Annotated in this window: 16 protein-coding genes; 5 read left to right on the forward strand and 11 right to left on the reverse strand. The window is 62.1% G+C overall.

The genetic code is table 11. From position 1 onward, the window contains the following. Positions 1-26 precede the first annotated feature (26 nt). Complete coding sequence (locus tag ACFOOL_RS02860) at positions 27-1,532, reverse strand: catalase (protein ID WP_380094683.1); 1,506 nt, start codon at positions 1,530-1,532, stop codon at positions 27-29. A gap of 209 nt (positions 1,533-1,741) precedes the next feature. On the opposite strand from ACFOOL_RS02860, the gene ACFOOL_RS02865 reads away from it, so the two are divergent. After that, entirely contained in the window at positions 1,742-2,563 is an 822-nt protein-coding gene (locus tag ACFOOL_RS02865; RefSeq protein ID WP_380094685.1) for a TIGR02587 family membrane protein, read from the forward strand. Between the two features lie 8 nt (positions 2,564-2,571). Next, positions 2,572-2,976 (forward strand): hypothetical protein, encoded by a 405-nt coding sequence (locus ACFOOL_RS02870; RefSeq protein ID WP_380094687.1) that lies wholly within the window; start codon positions 2,572-2,574, stop codon positions 2,974-2,976. On the opposite strand, the gene ACFOOL_RS02875 is transcribed toward ACFOOL_RS02870, so the two are convergent. Continuing rightward, the gene (locus ACFOOL_RS02875; protein WP_380094689.1) at positions 2,956-3,546 is read right to left on the reverse strand and encodes a DUF488 domain-containing protein; all 591 of its coding nucleotides are present in this window, start codon (positions 3,544-3,546) and stop codon (positions 2,956-2,958) included. The genes ACFOOL_RS02870 and ACFOOL_RS02875 overlap by 21 nt on opposite strands. After that, a complete protein-coding gene (locus tag ACFOOL_RS02880; RefSeq protein WP_380094690.1) occupies positions 3,543-3,749 on the reverse strand; it encodes a hypervirulence associated TUDOR domain-containing protein in 207 nt (68 codons plus the stop codon). Before ACFOOL_RS02880 ends, ACFOOL_RS02875 begins: the two co-directional genes overlap by 4 nt. A gap of 378 nt (positions 3,750-4,127) precedes the next feature. Between ACFOOL_RS02880 and ACFOOL_RS02885 the strand changes: the two genes are divergently transcribed. From ACFOOL_RS02885 to proX, 3 genes are all read left to right on the forward strand, one after another. Next, the gene (locus tag ACFOOL_RS02885; RefSeq protein WP_380094691.1) at positions 4,128-5,396 is read left to right on the forward strand and encodes a quaternary amine ABC transporter ATP-binding protein; all 1,269 of its coding nucleotides are present in this window, start codon (positions 4,128-4,130) and stop codon (positions 5,394-5,396) included. Next, on the forward strand, positions 5,389-6,324 hold the full coding sequence (locus tag ACFOOL_RS02890) for an ABC transporter permease (protein ID WP_380094692.1): 936 nt from the start codon (positions 5,389-5,391) through the stop codon (positions 6,322-6,324). Before ACFOOL_RS02885 ends, ACFOOL_RS02890 begins: the two co-directional genes overlap by 8 nt. 129 nt (positions 6,325-6,453) lie before the next feature. Then, positions 6,454-7,476: a glycine betaine/L-proline ABC transporter substrate-binding protein ProX gene (gene proX, locus ACFOOL_RS02895; protein WP_380094694.1), complete on the forward strand. Its 1,023-nt coding sequence runs from the start codon at positions 6,454-6,456 to the stop codon at positions 7,474-7,476. Positions 7,477-7,553: 77 nt separating this feature from the next. Here the strand turns inward: proX and ACFOOL_RS02900 are convergent, their stop codons facing one another. From ACFOOL_RS02900 to ACFOOL_RS02935, 8 genes are all read right to left on the reverse strand, one after another. Further along, the gene (locus ACFOOL_RS02900) at positions 7,554-10,694 is read right to left on the reverse strand and encodes an efflux RND transporter permease subunit (RefSeq protein WP_380094696.1); all 3,141 of its coding nucleotides are present in this window, start codon (positions 10,692-10,694) and stop codon (positions 7,554-7,556) included. Between the two features lie 2 nt (positions 10,695-10,696). Beyond that, complete coding sequence (locus ACFOOL_RS02905; RefSeq protein WP_380094698.1) at positions 10,697-11,893, reverse strand: efflux RND transporter periplasmic adaptor subunit; 1,197 nt, start codon at positions 11,891-11,893, stop codon at positions 10,697-10,699. Further along, positions 11,890-12,363, reverse strand: coding sequence for a GbsR/MarR family transcriptional regulator (locus ACFOOL_RS02910; RefSeq protein WP_380094699.1), 474 nt, complete (start codon positions 12,361-12,363; stop codon positions 11,890-11,892). Before ACFOOL_RS02910 ends, ACFOOL_RS02905 begins: the two co-directional genes overlap by 4 nt. Before the next feature lie 157 nt (positions 12,364-12,520). Next, the gene (ilvD, locus tag ACFOOL_RS02915) at positions 12,521-14,194 is read right to left on the reverse strand and encodes a dihydroxy-acid dehydratase (protein WP_380094701.1); all 1,674 of its coding nucleotides are present in this window, start codon (positions 14,192-14,194) and stop codon (positions 12,521-12,523) included. A 163-nt stretch (positions 14,195-14,357) separates the two neighbouring features. Beyond that, entirely contained in the window at positions 14,358-16,268 is a 1,911-nt protein-coding gene (locus ACFOOL_RS02920) for an ABC transporter substrate-binding protein (RefSeq protein WP_380094703.1), read from the reverse strand. Positions 16,269-16,288: 20 nt separating this feature from the next. Next, positions 16,289-17,185, reverse strand: coding sequence for an ABC transporter ATP-binding protein (locus ACFOOL_RS02925; protein WP_380094704.1), 897 nt, complete (start codon positions 17,183-17,185; stop codon positions 16,289-16,291). Beyond that, positions 17,182-18,006, reverse strand: coding sequence for an ABC transporter ATP-binding protein (locus ACFOOL_RS02930; RefSeq protein WP_380094706.1), 825 nt, complete (start codon positions 18,004-18,006; stop codon positions 17,182-17,184). Before ACFOOL_RS02930 ends, ACFOOL_RS02925 begins: the two co-directional genes overlap by 4 nt. Further along, on the reverse strand, positions 18,003-18,842 hold the full coding sequence (locus tag ACFOOL_RS02935) for an ABC transporter permease (protein ID WP_380094709.1): 840 nt from the start codon (positions 18,840-18,842) through the stop codon (positions 18,003-18,005). The genes ACFOOL_RS02930 and ACFOOL_RS02935 overlap by 4 nt, the downstream gene beginning before the upstream one ends. Positions 18,843-18,846 lie beyond the last annotated feature (4 nt).

Raw genomic sequence — 18,846 nt, forward strand, 5'->3', positions numbered from 1 at the left:
CTCTTTCCGCGCAATATGCGGTAGGGCTAGGCTTCGCCCATGCCTTCGGCCGGCCTCGGGGCGCTGCCCGAGCGGACCTTCTCTTCGATCCTGCGTCCAACATCCGCATCGACGCTCTTCCAATAGTCGATGGCGCGGCCCAGGACCGGTTCGCGCACCCCGCCCAGAAGACTGCCGGCGACCGTATCCACCAGATCCGAGCGCTGCTGCTCGTTGAACACCTCGCGGACGAGAATGCCGGGCTGGATGAAATCGTCGTCATCGCTACGCAGCGTGTAGGCGCTGCGCACCATCGCGCCATCGGCTTCCCAGCCGTCATCGACCGGCCCGGTCTCGTCGGCCCAGGGGCGGTTGCCGCTGTTGGGCGCATAGACGGGAGCATTGCCGCTGTGATGATAGGCCATGTTGCCATCGAACATATAAGTGTTCGTCGGCACCTTGGGCTGGTTCACCGGCAACTGATGGAAATTGGTGCCGATGCGGTTGCGCTGCGCATCGTTATAGGCGAACGCACGGCCCAGCAGCATCTTGTCCGGCGACAGGCCGATGCCGGGCACGGTATTGCCGGGCGAGAAGGCCGCCTGCTCGATCTGGGCGAAGAAGTTCTCCGGATTGCGATTGAGCGTCATCTTGCCCACTCGGATCAGCGGATAGTCCTTGTGCGGCCAGGTCTTGGTCAGGTCGAACGGGTTGAACCGGTAGGTCCTGGCTTCCTCATAGGGCATGACCTGCACCGAAAGCGTCCAACTGGGATGTTCGCCTCGCTCGATGGCATCGAACAGGTCGCGCCGGTGGAAGTCGGCGTCGGTGCCGGACATGGCAGTGGCTTCCGCATTGCTGAAGAATTCCATGCCCTGGTCGGTGTGGAAGTGATACTTGACCCAGAACTTTTTACCCTTGGCGTTGACCCACATATAGGTGTGCGAGCCATAGCCATTCATGTGCCGCCAGGTGCGCGGAAGGCCGCGTGCGCCCATCAGATAGGTCACCTGATGCGCGGATTCCGGATTGTTGGTCCAGAAATCCCACTGCATGTGATTATCGCGCAGGCCCGAATCGGGAAGCCGCTTCTGGCTGCGGATGAAATGGGGGAACTTCATCGGATCACGCACGAAAAAGATCGGCGTATTGTTGCCCACGAGGTCGTAATTGCCCTCAGTGGTATAGAATTTGAGCGAAAAGCCGCGCACGTCGCGCCAGGTATCGGGGCTGCCCATCTCACCGGCGACGGTGGAGAACCGCGCCAGCATTTCGGTGGACGCCCCTTTCTGGAACAGCGCCGCCTTGGTATAGGCCGAAACGTCCTCGGTGGTCTCGAACACGCCGAACGCTCCGGCGCCCTTGGCATGCGGCTGCCGCTCGGGCACTTTTTCCCGATTGAAATGCGCCATCTGCTCGAGGAAATGCACATCGTGCAGCAGGATCGGACCATCCGGACCGATCGTCAGCGAATTGCGATCGCTGGGCGCGGGAGCGCCCGCGCCGGTAGTGGAGCCGTGGGCCCGAGAATTGTTGGGGCCTTGATCTGACATGAATATCTCCTGACAGGTCTGAGGAAACGCACCCTACTCAAATCGAGGAGTCCTGTCGACAAAGAGGCGGGGCGTTCGTTGCATAGGCGGTGTGCGTTGCCGAGGCGCAAGGGAGCCAAACCGGCACATTGTGCGTTCAGGACAGGCAATCAAAAAGCCGGAAATGCCCATCGCAATCATATCCCGGCAACGCGGAATTTTGGTGAACCATGTCGGCGGTAGCGGCCTCGACCCTTCGTTCCCTTGCCATCGATCTGGGCCGTGCCTTTGCCGGTGCCCTGATTTTCTCTCTTCCCATGCTCATGACCATGGAAATGTGGGAACTTGGCCTTTACATGGACCGCTGGCGGCTGCTGCTCCTGCTGTTTTTAAGCTTCCCGACACTGATGTTCCTGTCCCATTATTCGGGGTTCGAGCGTACCTGGGGATGGCGGGAAGACTTGCGCGATGTCGGGGTCGCCTATGGAATAGCGCTGGTCGCCAGCACGGTCGTGATGCTGCTGCTCAGCATCCTGCAGCCGGGCATGTCCCCATCCGAGATTGTCGGCAAGCTGGCCCTGCAGGCCGTGCCGGCTGCCCTTGGCGCCCTTCTGGCGCGCAGTCAGTTGGGGCAGGAAAGCGGAAAAGACCAATCCGATGAAGGTTATGGCGGCGAACTCGGCGTCATGGCGGTTGGCGCCCTGTTTCTCAGTCTCAACATAGCGCCGACCGAAGAGATGGTGCTGATCTCCCACCGCATGACGGCCTGGCAGAGCATGCTGCTTTTGGCTCTCTCCATCCTCGTCATGCACGGCTTCGTCTATGCCACCGAATTCAAGGGAAGCAGCGCCGTTCCCCGGGGCACGCCATTGTGGCATCTGCTGCTGCGCTTCACCCTTGTCGGTTACGTCTTGGGCCTGTGCATCTCGCTCTACGCGCTTTGGACCTTTTCACGTCTCGACGGCCTCTCCTTCGGGCAGGTGGTAGGCGCCGTCATCGTGCTGGGCTTTCCCGCCTCGGTCGGCGCCGCTGCCGCCAGGCTCATTCTTTAGGGACGAAAATGTCGGAAAAGGACTCGGCGTCGAACAATGGCAAAAACGGGCAAACCCATTTCATCGAATGGGTGCTGGGCGGCATTTCAACTCTCATCGTCCTCGGCTTGGCCGGCTTTCTCACCCATGAAGCTCTGACGAAGACCGGAAGCGAGCCCGTGCTGAGCCTGCAGGTACTTCGCGTGGTGGAACAAGAACAATCCAGTGCCGTGGTGATCGCCGTGCGCAATGCCGGACATGCCACCGCCGCCGACGTGGAAGTGGCTGGCGTGATCGATGGGGACCCGGTGATACGTCATGTCACCCTCGATTACGTCCCGGCAGAATCCGAGCGCGAAGTAACACTCAATTTCGCTTCTCCCCTGGATGAAGAGAGACTCGAGCTACTCATATTAGGCCATGCCGCCCCCTGATCCAGGGTGCGAGGGGAACATGCAGTCCTCAACCCCGGGATAGAGCACCGAGCCGTCAGCGAGCGGTTTGGCGCCCGGAGTCATCCCCGCAGGGCTGATCTTTCCGAAGTCCAGGATATGGCGAACCTCGATCTGCCGCGCCAATAGGTAGTCGGCAATGATGCGGCGATGGCACCGCCACCAGACCGCCTCGGAGCACATGAGCGCGGGAGCGCGGTCCCGCGCCAATTCGACAAGATCCGCGATAGCCGCTTGGAACGGCGCCGTCAGGGCGTAATCGGCATAGTTGTGAAAGCTGCGGTTCTGCCAATAGGCATTGGTTGCTTCCGCGATCTGCGCTTGCGCCTTGCGACGGCCGCCGAGATCCGGCCAGTGCTCATAGCCGATCTGTCGACTTGGCAGTTCCGTCCGCAGGACATCGCTGTTGAATTGCGGATTGGTGCGCGAAAGCGGAAAGCGGCGGACATCGACGACCATATCGGCCCCGGCGTCACGCAGCATCGAAATGACACTCTCGAGGCTCCTATTGGAATGCCCGATCGTGAATAAAGGGCCCGCGCGCGCACTCATATTCTTTCAAGCGCGCTCTCTTTATGCGCCGCTACGTGATCGGTCTTGTCGCTTTCGATCTCATATTGCGGGCTCTCCTTCGAGGCATGCCGGGCATGTCCCTTATAGGTGAAGTCCTCGGTATGGATTCTGGCGATCCTTCCCGACACCCAACCCGCCTCGGAATTCCAGCGCACGTGATCACCGACCTTGAACTTGGCCATCGTCTTCTCCTGCCGGAAGAACTCCGCTCACCCGGCAGCCGTTCCGCAAAGCCGGGCTGTCGGGCGAAGTGGCGTTCACCCCGCACCGTCCCCGCCAATACAAGGCGTGTGATTTCCAGCGACCTCATATCAACTTCATAGCATATGGCGGGTCGCTGAAACGGTATTTAATCCCCAGAACAGATACCATTTTCTCTTCGGCGGTTGATCTTCGCGCTTCACCGCCCTATTATCTCGCGTCAACAAGCCACGATTCAGCCATTCTCGATCGGATTCGACCACGAATTCGTAGCGGGTGGCTTTATGCCCCGTTATCTTTTCTTCAATACTGAAGAATATTTACCAGTGTTCGGGGATAAATAGACAAGAAAGGGGCTCATGCCTGCCAAGTTAACGGTACGAAATGTCTTCAAGGTCTTCGGTGAAAGGACGGACGAAGCGCTTAAGCTGCTCGCCCAGGGCCGGACCAAGGAAGAAATTCTCGAAGTCACAGGCGCCACGGTGGGCGTCCAGGATGCGAGCTTCGATGTCGGCGAAGGTGAAATCTTCGTCGTCATGGGACTCTCGGGATCCGGGAAATCCACCCTGGTGCGCATGCTCAACGGGTTGATCGCGCCCACCTCCGGCTCCATCCTTATCGATGGGACGGACGTAGCCAGTTGCGGAAATCGGCAGTTGCGGAACATCCGGCGCGAGAAGATCGCCATGGTGTTCCAGCATTTTGCCCTGTTCCCGCATTGGACGGTAGCCGAGAACGCAGCCTATGGATTGCGGGTCAAAGGGGTAAAAGCCGCCGAACGACGCGAACGGGCGCTCAAGGCGCTCGATCAGGTGGGCCTCACCGCCTGGGCCGACAGTCTGCCGGCCGAGCTTTCGGGTGGCATGCAGCAACGTGTCGGCCTCGCCCGGGGCCTTGCAACCGAACCAGAAGTTCTGCTCATGGACGAGCCCTTCGGCGCCCTCGATCCGCTGATCCGGCGCGAAATGCAGGATGAACTGCTGATCCTGCAAAAATCGCTTAAGAAGACCATCATCTTCATCACCCACGACCTCAACGAAGCCCTGCTGCTCGGCGACAAGATCGCCATCATGAAGGATGGTCGCTTCGTGCAGGTGGGCACCGCGCAGGAGATCGTCTCCAATCCCGCCGACGATTACGTGGCGGCCTTCGTCGCCGATATCGACCGGGGCCGGGTCTTTACCGCCAAGGACGTTTCCAACGATCCAGCCGCCATCAAGCTGGGTGTCGACAATTCCGAAGACGCCATGCGCACCATGGAAGACCTCAACCGCAACGCACTTTACGTGGTGGACGAGAAGGACAAGATCGCCGGCGTCGTAACCTATCAGAATCTGGCCGCCGCCACGCTGGACGAAGCGACGCCCAATCCGGTGCTCGAGGAGGTGTTGATTACCGAGTTCCCCACCGTCGACGCCGACGCTCAGCTCAACGCCCTTTATGGAGCGGCGAGCGGCGGGTTGCCCATTGCCGTCACCGACGAGCGCGACCGGCTGGTCGGCGTCGTCGAGCCCGAAGCGGTCTTCGCTCAGCTCTCTGGCGACAGCGAGAACGGCGAGGAAGGCACGACCGATGCAGCGGCCCCCGCCGGAGAGACCATCAAATCCAAGGAGAGCGCGCATGCTTAGTCCCGGCGACCTCCTCGTCATCCCCTTTGACGACTGGGTCAACGATTTCGTTCGCGGCTGGCTGGTGCCCAATTTCCGCCCCGCCTTCCGCGCGGCGCAAGTGCCGATCACCCTGGTCCTCAACTGGCTGGACCATTTCTTCAACGCCTTGCCCATGCTGCTGACAACCGGCGTGTTTGCGCTGGCCGCCTGGAAATGGGCTGGACGCTCCATGGCCATCTTCACCCTGATCGGCTTCGCCTTCATCGACATGATCGGGTTGTGGCCGCACACCATGACCACTTTGGCCATGATCATCACCTCGGTGCTGTTCTGTGCCGTGATCGGCATTCCCTCGGGGATCATCGCGGCGCGCAGCGACATGGTATGGAAGGTACTGCGGCCCGTCCTCGACATCATGCAGACCATCCCCTCCTTCGTTTATCTCGTGCCCATCGTGATGCTGTTTGGCGTCGGCATGGCACCGGGGATCATCGCGACGATCATCTTCGCCCTGCCCCCGATCGTCCGGCTGACCAATCTGGGCATCCGCAATGTGCGGGGGGACTTGATCGAGGCGGCGCAGGCCTTCGGCTCGACCGGCTGGCAGATGCTGACCGATCTGCAGATCCCGCTCGCCCTGCGCACCATCATGGCCGGGCTCAACCAGACCCTGATGCTGGCGCTCTCGATGGTGGTGATCGCCGCGCTGATCGGTGCAGGGGGGCTGGGACTCGTGGTCAATACCGGACTGGGGCGGCTCGACGTGGGCGGCGCGACCGCCGGCGGTGTCGGCATCGTGATCCTTGCCATCGTGCTCGACCGGATCACCCAGGGGCTGGGAGAGCAGAACCAGGCCGAGACGGTCTCGCTGCGCGCGGTGCTGCTCAATCTCCTGCGTCTAAAGGGTAGCCATCAGCCCGTAGGCGAGATCCGCAAGGCGGGCTGATCCGCCCATACCAATGACGCGGCGGCAACCTGCCGCCGCTTCTGTCGCCCGCGCCTATTCGCGCCGGCCTTCGCATGGCGGGTCCGTCCCGTCCATCTGAGAACCAGAAGAAAAGGAGACAAAAACGTCATGTTCAGTCTCAAAAGCATCCTTGCAACCCTGTCTGCTGCCGCCCTTGTAAGCGTCGCGCCAGTCGCGGCCCTCGCCCAGGACAATCCCGGCGAAGGCGTTTCGATCATCATGGCGCAGCCGACCTGGGATACCGGATGGTTCCACACCGAAATCTACCGTCAGTTGTTCCAGGAGCTCGGCTACGAGGTCGCTCCGGCCATCACGCTGGATAACCCGCCCTTCTACCAGTCGGTCGCCCAGGGCGACGTGACCCTGTGGGTCGATGGCTGGTTTCCGCTGCACAACACCTATGAGAACGTCTTCAGCGAAGGCGCTGAGATCGTCGGCGCGGTCGCCCGCGGCGGCGCGCTCGAAGGCTATCTGGTCGACAAGGCGGCCGTCGAGGAATTCGGCATCACCTCGCTCGAGGACTTCAAGCGCGACGATGTGAAGGCCGCCTTCGACCGCAATGGCGACGGGCTCGCCGACATGGTCGCCTGCCCGCCGGGTTGGGGCTGCGAGATCAATATCGACCACCACATGAACGCCTATGATCTGCACGATCATATCAATCTCATCAAGGCCGGCTATTCCGCCTCGATGGCCGATGCCGTCGCGGCCTATGAAGCCGGCGAGCACATCCTGTTCTACACTTGGACCCCGAACTGGACGGTCAACGAGCTCGTTCCGGGCGAGGACGTGATGTGGATCGAAGTGCCGGAGGTCAACCTGCCCGAAGACCTGATGGATCTGGCCGACGCCGCGACGCTCGAAGGCGTCGAGGGCTGCGTCAACGATCCGTGCATGCTGGGCTTTCCCGCCAACGACATTGTTCCGGTGATCAACTCGGCATTCGCCGATGAAAACCCGGCTGTCCGCACGCTGCTCGAGGAAGTCGAAATTCCCCTCACCGACATCTACGCTCAGAATGCGGCGATGAACGAGGGCGATGACGATATCGAGGCCCAGGCCGCCCAGTGGATCGAGGACAACCGCGCCGCTGTCGATGGCTGGCTCGAGGCCGCCCGCGCCGCTGGCTGAGTTCCCGCCACGAGATAAACAGAGAAAGGCCGGGTACAATCCCGGCCTTTCTTGTCTGCGCTTGCCAGCATAGGACGCTATTGACCACCTTGGCTGGCCGCGGCCTGCTCCATGTCGTCCGGCGATTTCGGCAGGAAGCGCCGGGTGAACCGGCTAAACCCGTCGATATAGGTGAGCAGCACCGGCACGACCAGCAGGGTCAGGATGGTCGAGCTGATCAGGCCGCCGATCACCGCATGCGCCATGGGCGCATTTTCACCGCTGCCTTCGTGCAGGTTGAGCGCCAGCGGCAACATGCCGAAAATCATCGCCAGCGTCGTCATGATGATCGGCCTGAACCGGGTTTCTCCCGCCTCCACCAGCGCGTCGTAGAGATTCCATCCTTCCCGCACATGCTGGTTGGCATTGTCGACCAGGAGAATGGCGTTCTTCACCACGAGACCCATCAGCATGATGAAGCCGATGGCCGAGAACATGTTGAGGGACGAGCCGCCCACCAGAAGCCCGACCATCACGCCGATCAGCGCCAGAGGCAAGGATCCCATGATGGCGATCGGCTGCAGGAAGCTGCCGAACTGGCTGGCCAGCACCAGATAGATGAAGATGACGGCCAGCAGCAGGGCGGACCCCACGGCTCCCATCGTCTCCGCGATCTGCTCGACTTCGCCGCCGAAGCTGCTGCTATAGCCGGTGGGAAAATCCAGCCGGTCGACGGCCTGCTGCAATTGCGCGGTCACCGCCCCCAGCTCGATCCCTTCGAGATAGGCTTCCACGGTGACGCCGCGCTGCAGGTCCTGCCGGTTGATCGTCGCCGGCCCCGTGCTTTGCACGACTTCGGCCACCTGGCTCAGCGTGATCATCTGGCTCGAGCCCGTCACACCGGACTGGGCGATGGGCAGGTTGCCGATCGCATCCACATCGTTGCGCAGCGATTCAGGCAGCCGCACGACCACCGAATAAACCTGGCCGTTCTGCGCCGTCCAGTCCGCCACGTCCTCTCCGCTGATAAGCGGACCCAGCGTCGCCGCGATCTGGCTCATCGACACGCCCAGATTGTCGGCCAGATCCTGATTGATCCGAACTCCCACCACCGGCTGGGCTTCGTCGAGGCTCGAGGAAATATTGATGAGGCCGGCAATTGCGCCCAGCTCGCTCTCCAATTGCCGCGCCAGGCGCTCGAGAACGGCGAAACTGTCGCCATATAGAGTGATGGACACGGGCGCGCTGCCGGTGCCGAGGCCCGATGCGGCCGAAACCTGGAATTCCGCCCCCGGCACCGCCTGGAGTGCTTGGCGCACCCGCGGCATGAGCTCTTCGGGCGTCACGTCGCGCCTATCCTTGTCGACCAGCGTAACCGTCATCGTCCCGCTATTGGCGCCGCTCGCCGCCAGCCCGCCCGCCACCGTCGAATAGGTGGTCTCGACCTCGGGGAAGCTGCGGATGATGTTCTCGGCCTGGCGCAATTTGGCGGCGGTGGCTTCCTTGGACGAACCGGCAGGCGTTTCCGCCGAGACGGTGAAAATGCCGTTATCCGTGGCTGGAATGAATTCCACGCCGACGTGAGGAAAGAGGAAAAAGGTTCCGACGAAGGAAAGCAGCGCGATGAACAACACGGTCTTGCGGTGCTTCAGCCCCCAACGGATGAGGTGCCGGTAGCCGCCCGTCACCCACACGAAGAAGCGGTCGAACTGATTGACGACCCGCCCGATCGGCCCGCGCTTGGCGCCTGGATGCGCCGCCGGATCGTACCACACGCTGGACATCATCGGATCGAGTGTGAAGGCGACGAACAGCGAGATCAGCACGGCGACTGAGACCGTCACGCCGAATTGCAGGAAAAACCTGCCCATGATGCCATCCATGAAGGCAACGGGCAGGAACACCGCGACGATGGACAGCGTCGTGGCCATGACGGCGAGGCCAATCTCGTTGGTGCCGTCGAGGGCCGCCTGCCGGTGCGATTTGCCCATATGCAGATGGCGGGTGATATTCTCGCGGACCACGATGGCGTCATCGATCAGAATGCCTACCGCCAGCGACAGGGCCAGCAAGGTCATCATATTGAGGGTGAAGCCGAGAAAGTTCAGCGCCACCATGGTGCCGATGATGGAGATCGGCAGCGTCAGGCCGGTGATGACCGTCGAGCGCCAGGAGTTGAGGAAGAGGAACACGATCACGACGGCGAGCAGGGCGCCCTCGACCAACATGTTCTGCACGGCGTGGAAGGAGTTCTCCACCGGCTTGGCGTTGTCCACCACCACCTCGATATTGACCTGCCCCTGCGGCAGTTCATTGGCCAGCAGCCTGTCTATCGCGGCGCGTATCTGCGCGGCGACGCCGACCGTATTGGCGCCCTGCGTCTTGAGGATATCGATGGCGAGCGCCCGCTCTCCGTTGAGGATGGCGAGACTGTTCGCTTCACCTGTTCCGTCCACAATGGTGGCGACGTCCCGCAGCGTAACCGGCTGCCCTCCCTGATTGCCGACGGTGACATCATAGAAATCCTGCTCATCCTCCAACCGGCCCAGCACCTGGATCGACTGGACGATACTGCCTTCGGTGATCGAACCGGCGGCGAGATCCTTGTTGGCGGCCTGCAGCGCCTGCACCACGGCGCCGGGACTGACATTGAACGCCGCGAGGCGATCCGGATCGATCTCAATATTGAGCTGACGGGGCACGCCGCCGACGACGGCTGCACTGCCCACCCCATCGATATTGGAGATTCTCTTGACGATGACGTCCTCGGTCAGTGCCGTGAGGTCCCGCGCCGACAGTGTGTCGGAGCTGACCGCCAGCGACAGCACCGGCAGGGCGCTGGGGTCGAAGCGCAGGACGCGCGGCTCAGCGGCGCCATCCGGCAGCGAAGCCTTGATCGGGTCGATCTTGTCGCGGACATCCTGGGCCTTTTGCTGAGAATCCGCCTCTAGGTTGAAGATCATCAGCACCATCGCCTGACCCGCCTGGGCGGTCGACTGGATGGTGTCGAGCCCGGCAATGGTGTTGACCGCCTCCTCTATCGGCTCGACCACATCCGCCTCGACGGCCTCGGGTGACGCGCCGGGGTAGCTGACGACGACCGCGACGACGGGGAAATCCACGTCCGGCAACTGCTCGATCGGCAACCTTTGATAGGAGTAGATGCCAAAGACCATGATCGCGATCATGATCATGGTCGCGAAGACCGGATGGTTGACGCTGATCCGCGTTAGAAACATGGTCAGCCCTCCACCAGGGAATAGGCCTGATCGGGCTCCAGCTCGACAAGCGGCGCCGCAACGATCTGCATGCCGTCATCGAGACCGGAGACCTCGACAAGACGCCCGCGGTCCCATTCCCGGACAATTTCGACGCCCCGGCGCACCAATACGCCATCCTCGAGCGCCAGGACATAGGGGCCTTCCAGATCCTCGCGCAGGGCTGAGGCCGGCACGGCATGCGCATCCGGCTTTTCGGTCACGGTTATGTGGCCGGTCGCGAACATGCCGCCGCGCAACGCATTGCCCGGATTGTCCATGGCAATATAGATGGGCACGGTCCGCGTGCCGCTTATGGCGACCGGATTGACCCGCGTGACCTCGCCGGTGAAGGTTTGCCCTTCCAGCCCCGCCACCGTGATGACGGCAGCCTGGCCCGGTGCGACCATGGCGCTCGAGCTCACCGAGGCGGCGGCGTCGAACTGCATCTGCTCCAGATTGACGATGGTGAAAAGCGGCGTGCCGGCGGAAATGGTCTGCCCCGGCTCGACGGAACGGGACGCCACCACGCCGGTAAGCGGCGATTTAACCGTGGCATTGGCAAGCGCCAGTTCCGCCGTTTCCACGGCGATTTCCAGCGCGTTCAGATTGGCTTCCAGCGCCGCGGTCGAGGATCTCGCCTGCTCCAGGGTCGAGGGACTGGCCAAACCCTGGCTGGCCAGTTGCTCGGTCCGTTCCAATTGCTGCCGGGACGACTGGAGCTGGACGCGCGTGGCCTCGGCGGTCGCGCGCTGCTGGTTGAGCTGCAATTCCAGCGGCGCGCGATCGATCTGCGCCAAGACGTCGCCCTCCTTGATCGGATCGCCGGGCCGCACCAGCACGGCCATGACGCGCCCCGAGGCCTGCGAAGCCACGTCGGATTGATGGCCCGGCACCAGCGTACCCGTCACCTTGACGGTTTCCTTCAGTGTCGCCGGAGCGATCTGGACGGTTTCCGCCTGCCGGATCTGCCGGACCACTGCGGTTTCCTCGACCGTTTCCTCCGCCGGCGGCGGTTCGGGCCGGAAAAGCAAGAAGGCCGCCACCGCCAGCACGATTGCGATCAATACGATCCACGGCAGAATGCGCCGCCGGGGCTTCAGGCCCTGGGCAACACGCTGAGCATTGTCTTTTTCACGTTTGCTCTGCGCCCATTCCGGCTTTTCATGCGCAGCGGTCATTGGCCGTCCTCTCGTGACGCGGTTTCATGTTCAAGGGAATTCGCCCATCCCTTGAGGATATGCGAGGATTGCTCAAAAAAACTTTGCACCGACTTCACGCGGTCGGTCATCGCCGTGTTTTCATGCCGCATGCCTTCGAGACAATTGCCGATGGTGCGGGCATGCCGGGCGAATTGCCCGGCGATCTCCTCGAGCCTATCGGCAAAAGGAAGCGCCGAAAGCTCGTAATAGTCCTGCCTGTCGCCTGCATGGGCGGTCCGGCGAATAACGCCTCTACGTGCCAGCATGCGAGCATTCGTGCTGACGCTCGCCCGGCTGATTCCCAGCCTCTCGCTGATCTGGGCCAGGCTGAATTCCCGATCTTCAACGATAAGCAATCCTACGATGCGGCCGGAAATCCTCGATTCGCCGGCTTCCTGGGCAATCAGGCCCATTTCCTCGATAAAGCGATCCACCGACGATATCTTCAATTCTCCTGTTCAGTTCGTTCAGTATCTATTGAATGAACTATACGAAATAAAGGGGAAAAGGCATACCCACGCAAAAACCTCGTCGCGAGCCATGATTTGGCGCCCCGGTCCATTCGAGGAAGGCCTGGTCGATCCCGGAATACCGCGACAGTGGCGCCTATCCGGTTACGGCCCCTTCATTGGCGGGGCGAGCCAAGGCGGCGAATTTGGACAACACGCCGCGCGTATAACGTGGCGGAGGCGGGGCCCAGGCAGCGCGCCGGCGGGCCAGTTCCTCATCGTCCACCTCCAATTGCAATAACAGCCTGTGCGCGTCGATGGTCACGATATCGCCATCCTCGATCAGGGCGATATTGCCGCCCACATAGGCCTCCGGAGCGACGTGTCCGACCACCATGCCCCAGGTGCCGCCGGAAAACCGGCCATCGGTGATCAGCCCCACGCTCTCTCCCAGACCCCGTCCCACCAGCGCCGAGGTCGGTGCCAGCATCTCGGGCATGCCCGGGCCGCCCTTGGGCCCGAGATAGCGAAGAACGACCACATCGCCCGGCCTGATCCGATCCGCCAGAATGGCGTCCATGGCCGATTGCTCGTCGTCGAACACCCGGGCGGGTCCGGAAATGACCGGGCTCTTGAGACCGGTGATCTTGGCCACTGCCCCGTCTTCGGCCAGATTGCCTCTGAGGATGGCAAGATGCCCCTCGCGGTAAAGGGCCTTTTCCACCGGCATGATCACGTCCTGTCCGGCATCCGGCTCATCGGGCACGTGTTCCAGCTCTTCCGCCAGCGTGCGGCCGGTTATGGTGAGGCAGTCGCCATGCAGCAATCCCGCATTGAGCAGAATTTTCAGCACCTGCGGCACGCCCCCCGCTTCATGCAGGTCCACGGCCATATACCGCCCCGAGGGCTTGAGGTCGCACAGCACCGGCACCTTGCGCCGCACCCGCTCGAAATCCTCCAGCGTCCAGTCGATCTCTGCCGCATGGGCAATGGCCAGGTAGTGCAGCACCGCATTGGTCGAGCCGCCCACTGCCATGATGAGTGCCACGGCATTCTCGATCGAGCGGCGCGTGACGATGTCGCGCGGCTTGAGGTTCTTCTTCACCGCCTCGACGAGCACTCGACCCGCCTCGGCGGCATTTTCGACCTTTTGCGCATCCGGATTGGCCATGGTCGAGGAATACATCAAGGACATGCCCAGCGCCTCGAAGGAGGAGCTCATCGTATTGGCCGTGTACATGCCCCCGCACGAGCCGTTACAGGGACAGGCATTTTGCTCGATGCCCTCGAAATCTTCCTCGCTCATAGTGCCGGCCATATAGGCCCCCACCGCCTCGAAGGCGGAGACGATGGACAGATCCTGCCCCTTCCAGCTACCCGGCTTAATGGTGCCGCCATAGACGTAGATCGCCGGCGCATTGGCGCGCAGAATGCCGATCATACCGCCGGGCATGTTCTTGTCGCACCCGCCAATGGCCAGCACGCCATCCATCCATTGGCCCTGCACGCAGGTTTCAATGCAATCGGCGATCACCTCGCGCGAGATCAGCGAATATTTCATTCCCTCCGTGCCCATCGACATACCGTCCGAGATCGTGGGCGTCCCGAACATCTGCGGATTGGCGCCGGCGGATTTGATGGAAGCGGCGGCGGCATCGGCGAGGGGCTGCAAGCCGGCATTGCAGGGCGTGATGGTGGACTGGCTGTTGGCGATGCCGATCATCGGCTTGTCGAAATCGGCCTTCTCATAGCCGAGCGCATAATACATGGCGCGATTGGGAGAGCGCGCGACGCCCTGGGTGACATGTTTGGAACGATCGTTGAAGGGCATGGCGGCTCCTCGAGACAACAAGGCCGGCGGCTTTCTTGCTGCCCGCCATGCCAGCGTCGCGCGATTTCCATCGCGATTCAATCCGGGGAACGCATTTTCGCAAAGACCTTGGGGCCTGTGCCAGGCATCGAGGCGGACCTGAGCGGCCCGCCTCTTTATCGCGTTACTGCTGCACGGGTTCGAGTTGTGCGGCGATGAACTTGAAGTTCGTCCACCACCACCAGGGACCCTCGTAATAATTGTCCGCCGAGGGATAATTGGTCCAATAGGTCTCGTTGACCGGCACGAATTTGGACGTGCCGAACATTTCGATGACCGGCAGGCCTTCCACCAGCTCCTTCAGGATATCGGTTCCCAGCGACACGATCTGCGGATCGTCGGCGGGAACGGCACGCAGCGTATCGATGAGAGCGCTCAGCTCGTCATCGACATAACGCCCTTGATTGGACGAGGCAGGCACCCCGTTCTCGCGCACATAATCCTTGTGCCATCCTTCCATGCGCACGAACAGGTCAGGCGTGATGGCGCAGGAAGAACCCCAATAGGAGCCGGTTTCGTAGTCCCCGGTATTTTCGGCGGTGAAGAACGCGCCCGCCTGCATCTGCTGCACCTGGGTGGGAATGCCGAACTCGTTCCATTCATTGGCAACGGCAAAAGCGAGGCGCTGCGACTGCACTTCGAAGTCGGCGGGCGCCAGGATGTTGATGGTGAAGGGCGTCCCGTCCGGCTTCTTCCATTCGCCGCCGTCATTGGTGAAGCCGGCATCGAGGAGCAATTTGGTCGCCTGGTCGGGATCGTGCTTCCACCAGCCCACGCCCAGAAGCTCACGCAGCGCCTCGGGGTCCTCGGGGATATCCGTCACGCCCTCCGAGCGCAGCCGCTCCCCGAGACGCACCGCATAGTCCGGATCGAACGGCTTGTAGCCGTCCTCGAGGGCGAATTCGCCCAGCCATTCGGCCATCGGCTGGTGATAGGTGTCCATCAGCACCGTCGTGGGCGGGATGCCCAGCGGCGAGGCCCGCATCATACCCGAGAACGTAGCGATGCTGGCCCGCTCGGCATTGATGGCGAGCGCCAGCGCCCAGCGCGTCCTGGCATCGTCATAGGGCGCCTTGGAGGTGTTGAAGTGGATGCCGCGCTCACAGGGGTCGTCGAGATTGGCATAGGGGAAACCGGAGAACCAGGCGCGCACATTGGGATTTTGTCCGCGCAGGATATCCAGGCTCTCGGGCGAGATGTCGGTAAGAATATCCATGTCGTTGGCGGCCATCGCCAGAACCCGCCGCTCCTCGGTGCCGTAGCTGCGGAACAGCACATATTGGGGCTTGGGTTCGCCGATCATCTGGCCGACATCGGTATTCTGCCAGTCCTCCCGCTTCTCCCACAGGAACCAGGTGCCGTTCGGATCGTAGTCCTTGAATTTATAGGCGCTGATGCTGACGGGCGGGAAATTCGAGAAGGTGGCGGGATCTTCCTTTTCCCAGACATGCTTGGGCACGACATGGAAAGGATTGCCATAGATCACCGAACCCAGGACGATCGCGAGGCGCGGCGTGGGCTTGGTGGTCGTCACCTCCACCGTATGATCGTCGATCTTGGTCATCGAGGCGATCTGGGCGGCATAGGCGGCGCTATAGCCTAGGGCTGGCGTGTCGCGGATCATGTTATCGGTGAAAATCACGTCGTCGGCGGTGAAGGGTTCGCCGTCGCTCCAGGTCAGGCCTTCCCGCAACGCCACCTGGAAGACGGTGAAGTCTTCGTTGGCGACCGGCATTTCGGCCGCCAGATCGGGTATCTGCACGCCCTTGGCGGTGTCGATGTCGTAGAGCAGCGCCCCGGCCATCTGGTGATAGCCGTGGTTGATGGTCACGCCCTGCTGATACATGTTCATATTGGTCGGATTGCCGACCCGGGCATTGAGCATGTCGACGATCAGGGTCTCGGCGCGCGGCGTGCCCACATCCGTCATCTGCTGGGCCCAGGCTGGCACTGCCGTACTGGTGAGCATGGTGCCGCCCAGCGCCATCGCTGTGCCTAGCGCCATGAGCGTGCGGCGTGGAAACAATCTGGTCATGGGTTCTCCTCCTTCTGCTGTCAAATGGTGCCCGGCAGGTGTTTTGACGCACTCTCTTGCCGTGGATTTGGGTGGGCATATTGCCGGTCGATATCGGCGAGTTCGCTCCAGCGCTCATCGACGCCGGGGATCGCCGCCATCAGTTCGCGCGTGTAGTCCTGGCTGGGATGATCGAGGATTTTTGTCGGCGCGCCGCTTTCGATGATCCGGCCGGCATTCATGATCGAAACCTGGTCCGACAGGTAGTAGGCCGTCGAGAGGTCGTGAGTGATGTAGATGAAGGAAACGCCCTGCTCGACCACGATCTGACGAAACAGATTGACGATGCTCATGCGCAGGCTGGCATCCACCATCGATACCGGTTCATCGGCCACGATGAGCCGCGGACGCGGGATAAGCGCGCGCGCCACGCTGATGCGCTGCAATTCGCCGCCCGAGAACTGACGGATATATTTGCCCTTTATACGCTCGAGGCTGAGCCCGACCGAGCGCAGCGTCCGGTCCGCCAGTGCCTCCGCTTCCGCGTTGCTGCCGGCCACCTTCAGATTGAGCGCGGTGGACTTGAGATAGTCCTCGATCGGCAGATAAGCGCTGAACGCCTCGAAGGGATTCTGGAAGATGGGCTGGACCAGGCGGCGGAACTCCAGATTGTCGATCCGGTCCCTGCCCTTGCCGTGCAGTGCCCGTCCCAGAAGGGTGATCTCGCCCGCACTCGGCTCCACCAGCCGCAGCACCATGCGCGCCAGCGTGGTCTTGCCTGAACCGGATTCGCCGACGATGGAAAAGACCTGCGGGTGCGCCGGCAGGGTGAACGAGACCTCGTCCACCGCCTTGAACGGCACCCCGGCAAACGGGCCGCCCTTGCGATAGGTGCGGCTGACATTGCGCATTTCGAGCAGGGGAGCGGTATCGGTCACGCCGTTTCTCCCAAGGTGTCGGCAGCACGCCTGCCGTGGAGGCGCGGCAGCGAAGCGATGAGGTTCCTGGTGTAGTCGTGCCGGGGATTGGCGAAGATTTCCGCCGTCGGGCCCGCCTCCACGATCTTGCCGCGATGCATGACGATCAGCCGGTCCGTGATCTGGTAATGCACCCCCAGATCGTGACTGACCAGGACCAGCGAATTGCGCTGACGGCGCTGGATTTCCACCATCATCAGCAGGATTTTTTTCTGTACCACGACGTCGAGCGCCGTGGTCGGCTCGTCCGCGAGGATCAGCCGCGGGTTGACGAAGGCGGCAATCGCCACCAGCACGCGCTGGCGCATGCCCCCCGAAAGCTGGTGCGGATAGGCGTCGAGCACATTTTCGGCCAGCCCGAAGCCGGCGAAAAAGCGGGCGATCCGTCCCCGCAACTCCGCCCTGCTCCCCCGCCGCTCGCGCCTGGGCAGCCCGTCCACCACCTGTTTTTCGATCCGCATGAGCGGGTTGAGAACGCTCATCGAGCCCTGCGGGATATAGCTGATCTGATCCCACCACAATTGGCGGAACTGGCTCGAGGGCGCCTCGATGCTCCGCCCGGTCCTTGCATCGGTGAAACGCCCGGTCACGCTGCCGCTCTGAATGCGCAGGCCGGTGGAGAAATCGCCATAGACCGCGCGCATCAGCGTCGACTTGCCCGACCCCGACTCCCCGGCAATGCCCAGGATTTCATTGTCGTTGATGGTGAGGCTGACCTCGTCCACCGCCTTGATGAAGCCCGCCGTGCCATAGCCGACCGTGACATTGTCGATGGTGATCATACGCTCATTCTCCGGGCGGCGGATTGCATGGACAGTCCCGAAGACACGAGAAACAGGCCGATAAAGAGCAGGACGATGGCCAGGACCGGCGAGCCGATCCACACATATCTGCCCGCCAGCAGCGCCTGATAGTTGATGGCCCAGTAGATCATGGTGCCCAACGTCGCCTGCTGCGCGCTGGACAGGCCGATCACCGCCAGCGCACTTTCAGTGGAAATGCCCACCAGCACGGTGTTGATGAAATTGGCAGCCGACCAGCCGGCGATATAGGGGAAGATGTGGCGCACTAGGATGCGCACGCTCGATTCCCCCGAGAACCAGGCGACATTGATGAATTCGCGCTCCCGCATGGTCAGGGCCACGGCCCGGACCTGTCGCGCCGGATAGGGCCAGTTGAAGATCACCAGCAACAGTCCCACGATCGGCAGCGCCAATTGCCCGCCAAACAATGCGGCCATCAGGATGAGGATGGGCAGAACGGGGATGCACAGCAGCGCATCCATGAAAAAGCTCAGCACCCGGTCGAGCCATCCCCCCGCATATCCGGCGGCGAGGCCCAGGAAGACACCGATAATGGTCGACAGTCCCGCAACGATCAGGCCGAGGATGAGGGAATTGCGCAAGGCATAGGTGAGCAGCCAGAAGACGTCCTGGCCGAGGCTGGTCGTGCCCAGCCAATAGGCGGCACCTGGATTCTGGTTGCGTGGCGCCGTGTACCACGTCAGCGGATCGGTGGGCGCGAACCACGGCATGATCCCGCCCAGCACGATGAAGAGCACGACCAGCAGGATGCCGAGATAGAGCCGGAACGGCGCATGGGCGAAGAAGCTGCGCATGGAT

Source organism: Devosia honganensis, from assembly GCF_042648785.1.
GTDB lineage: Bacteria > Pseudomonadota > Alphaproteobacteria > Rhizobiales > Devosiaceae > Devosia > Devosia honganensis.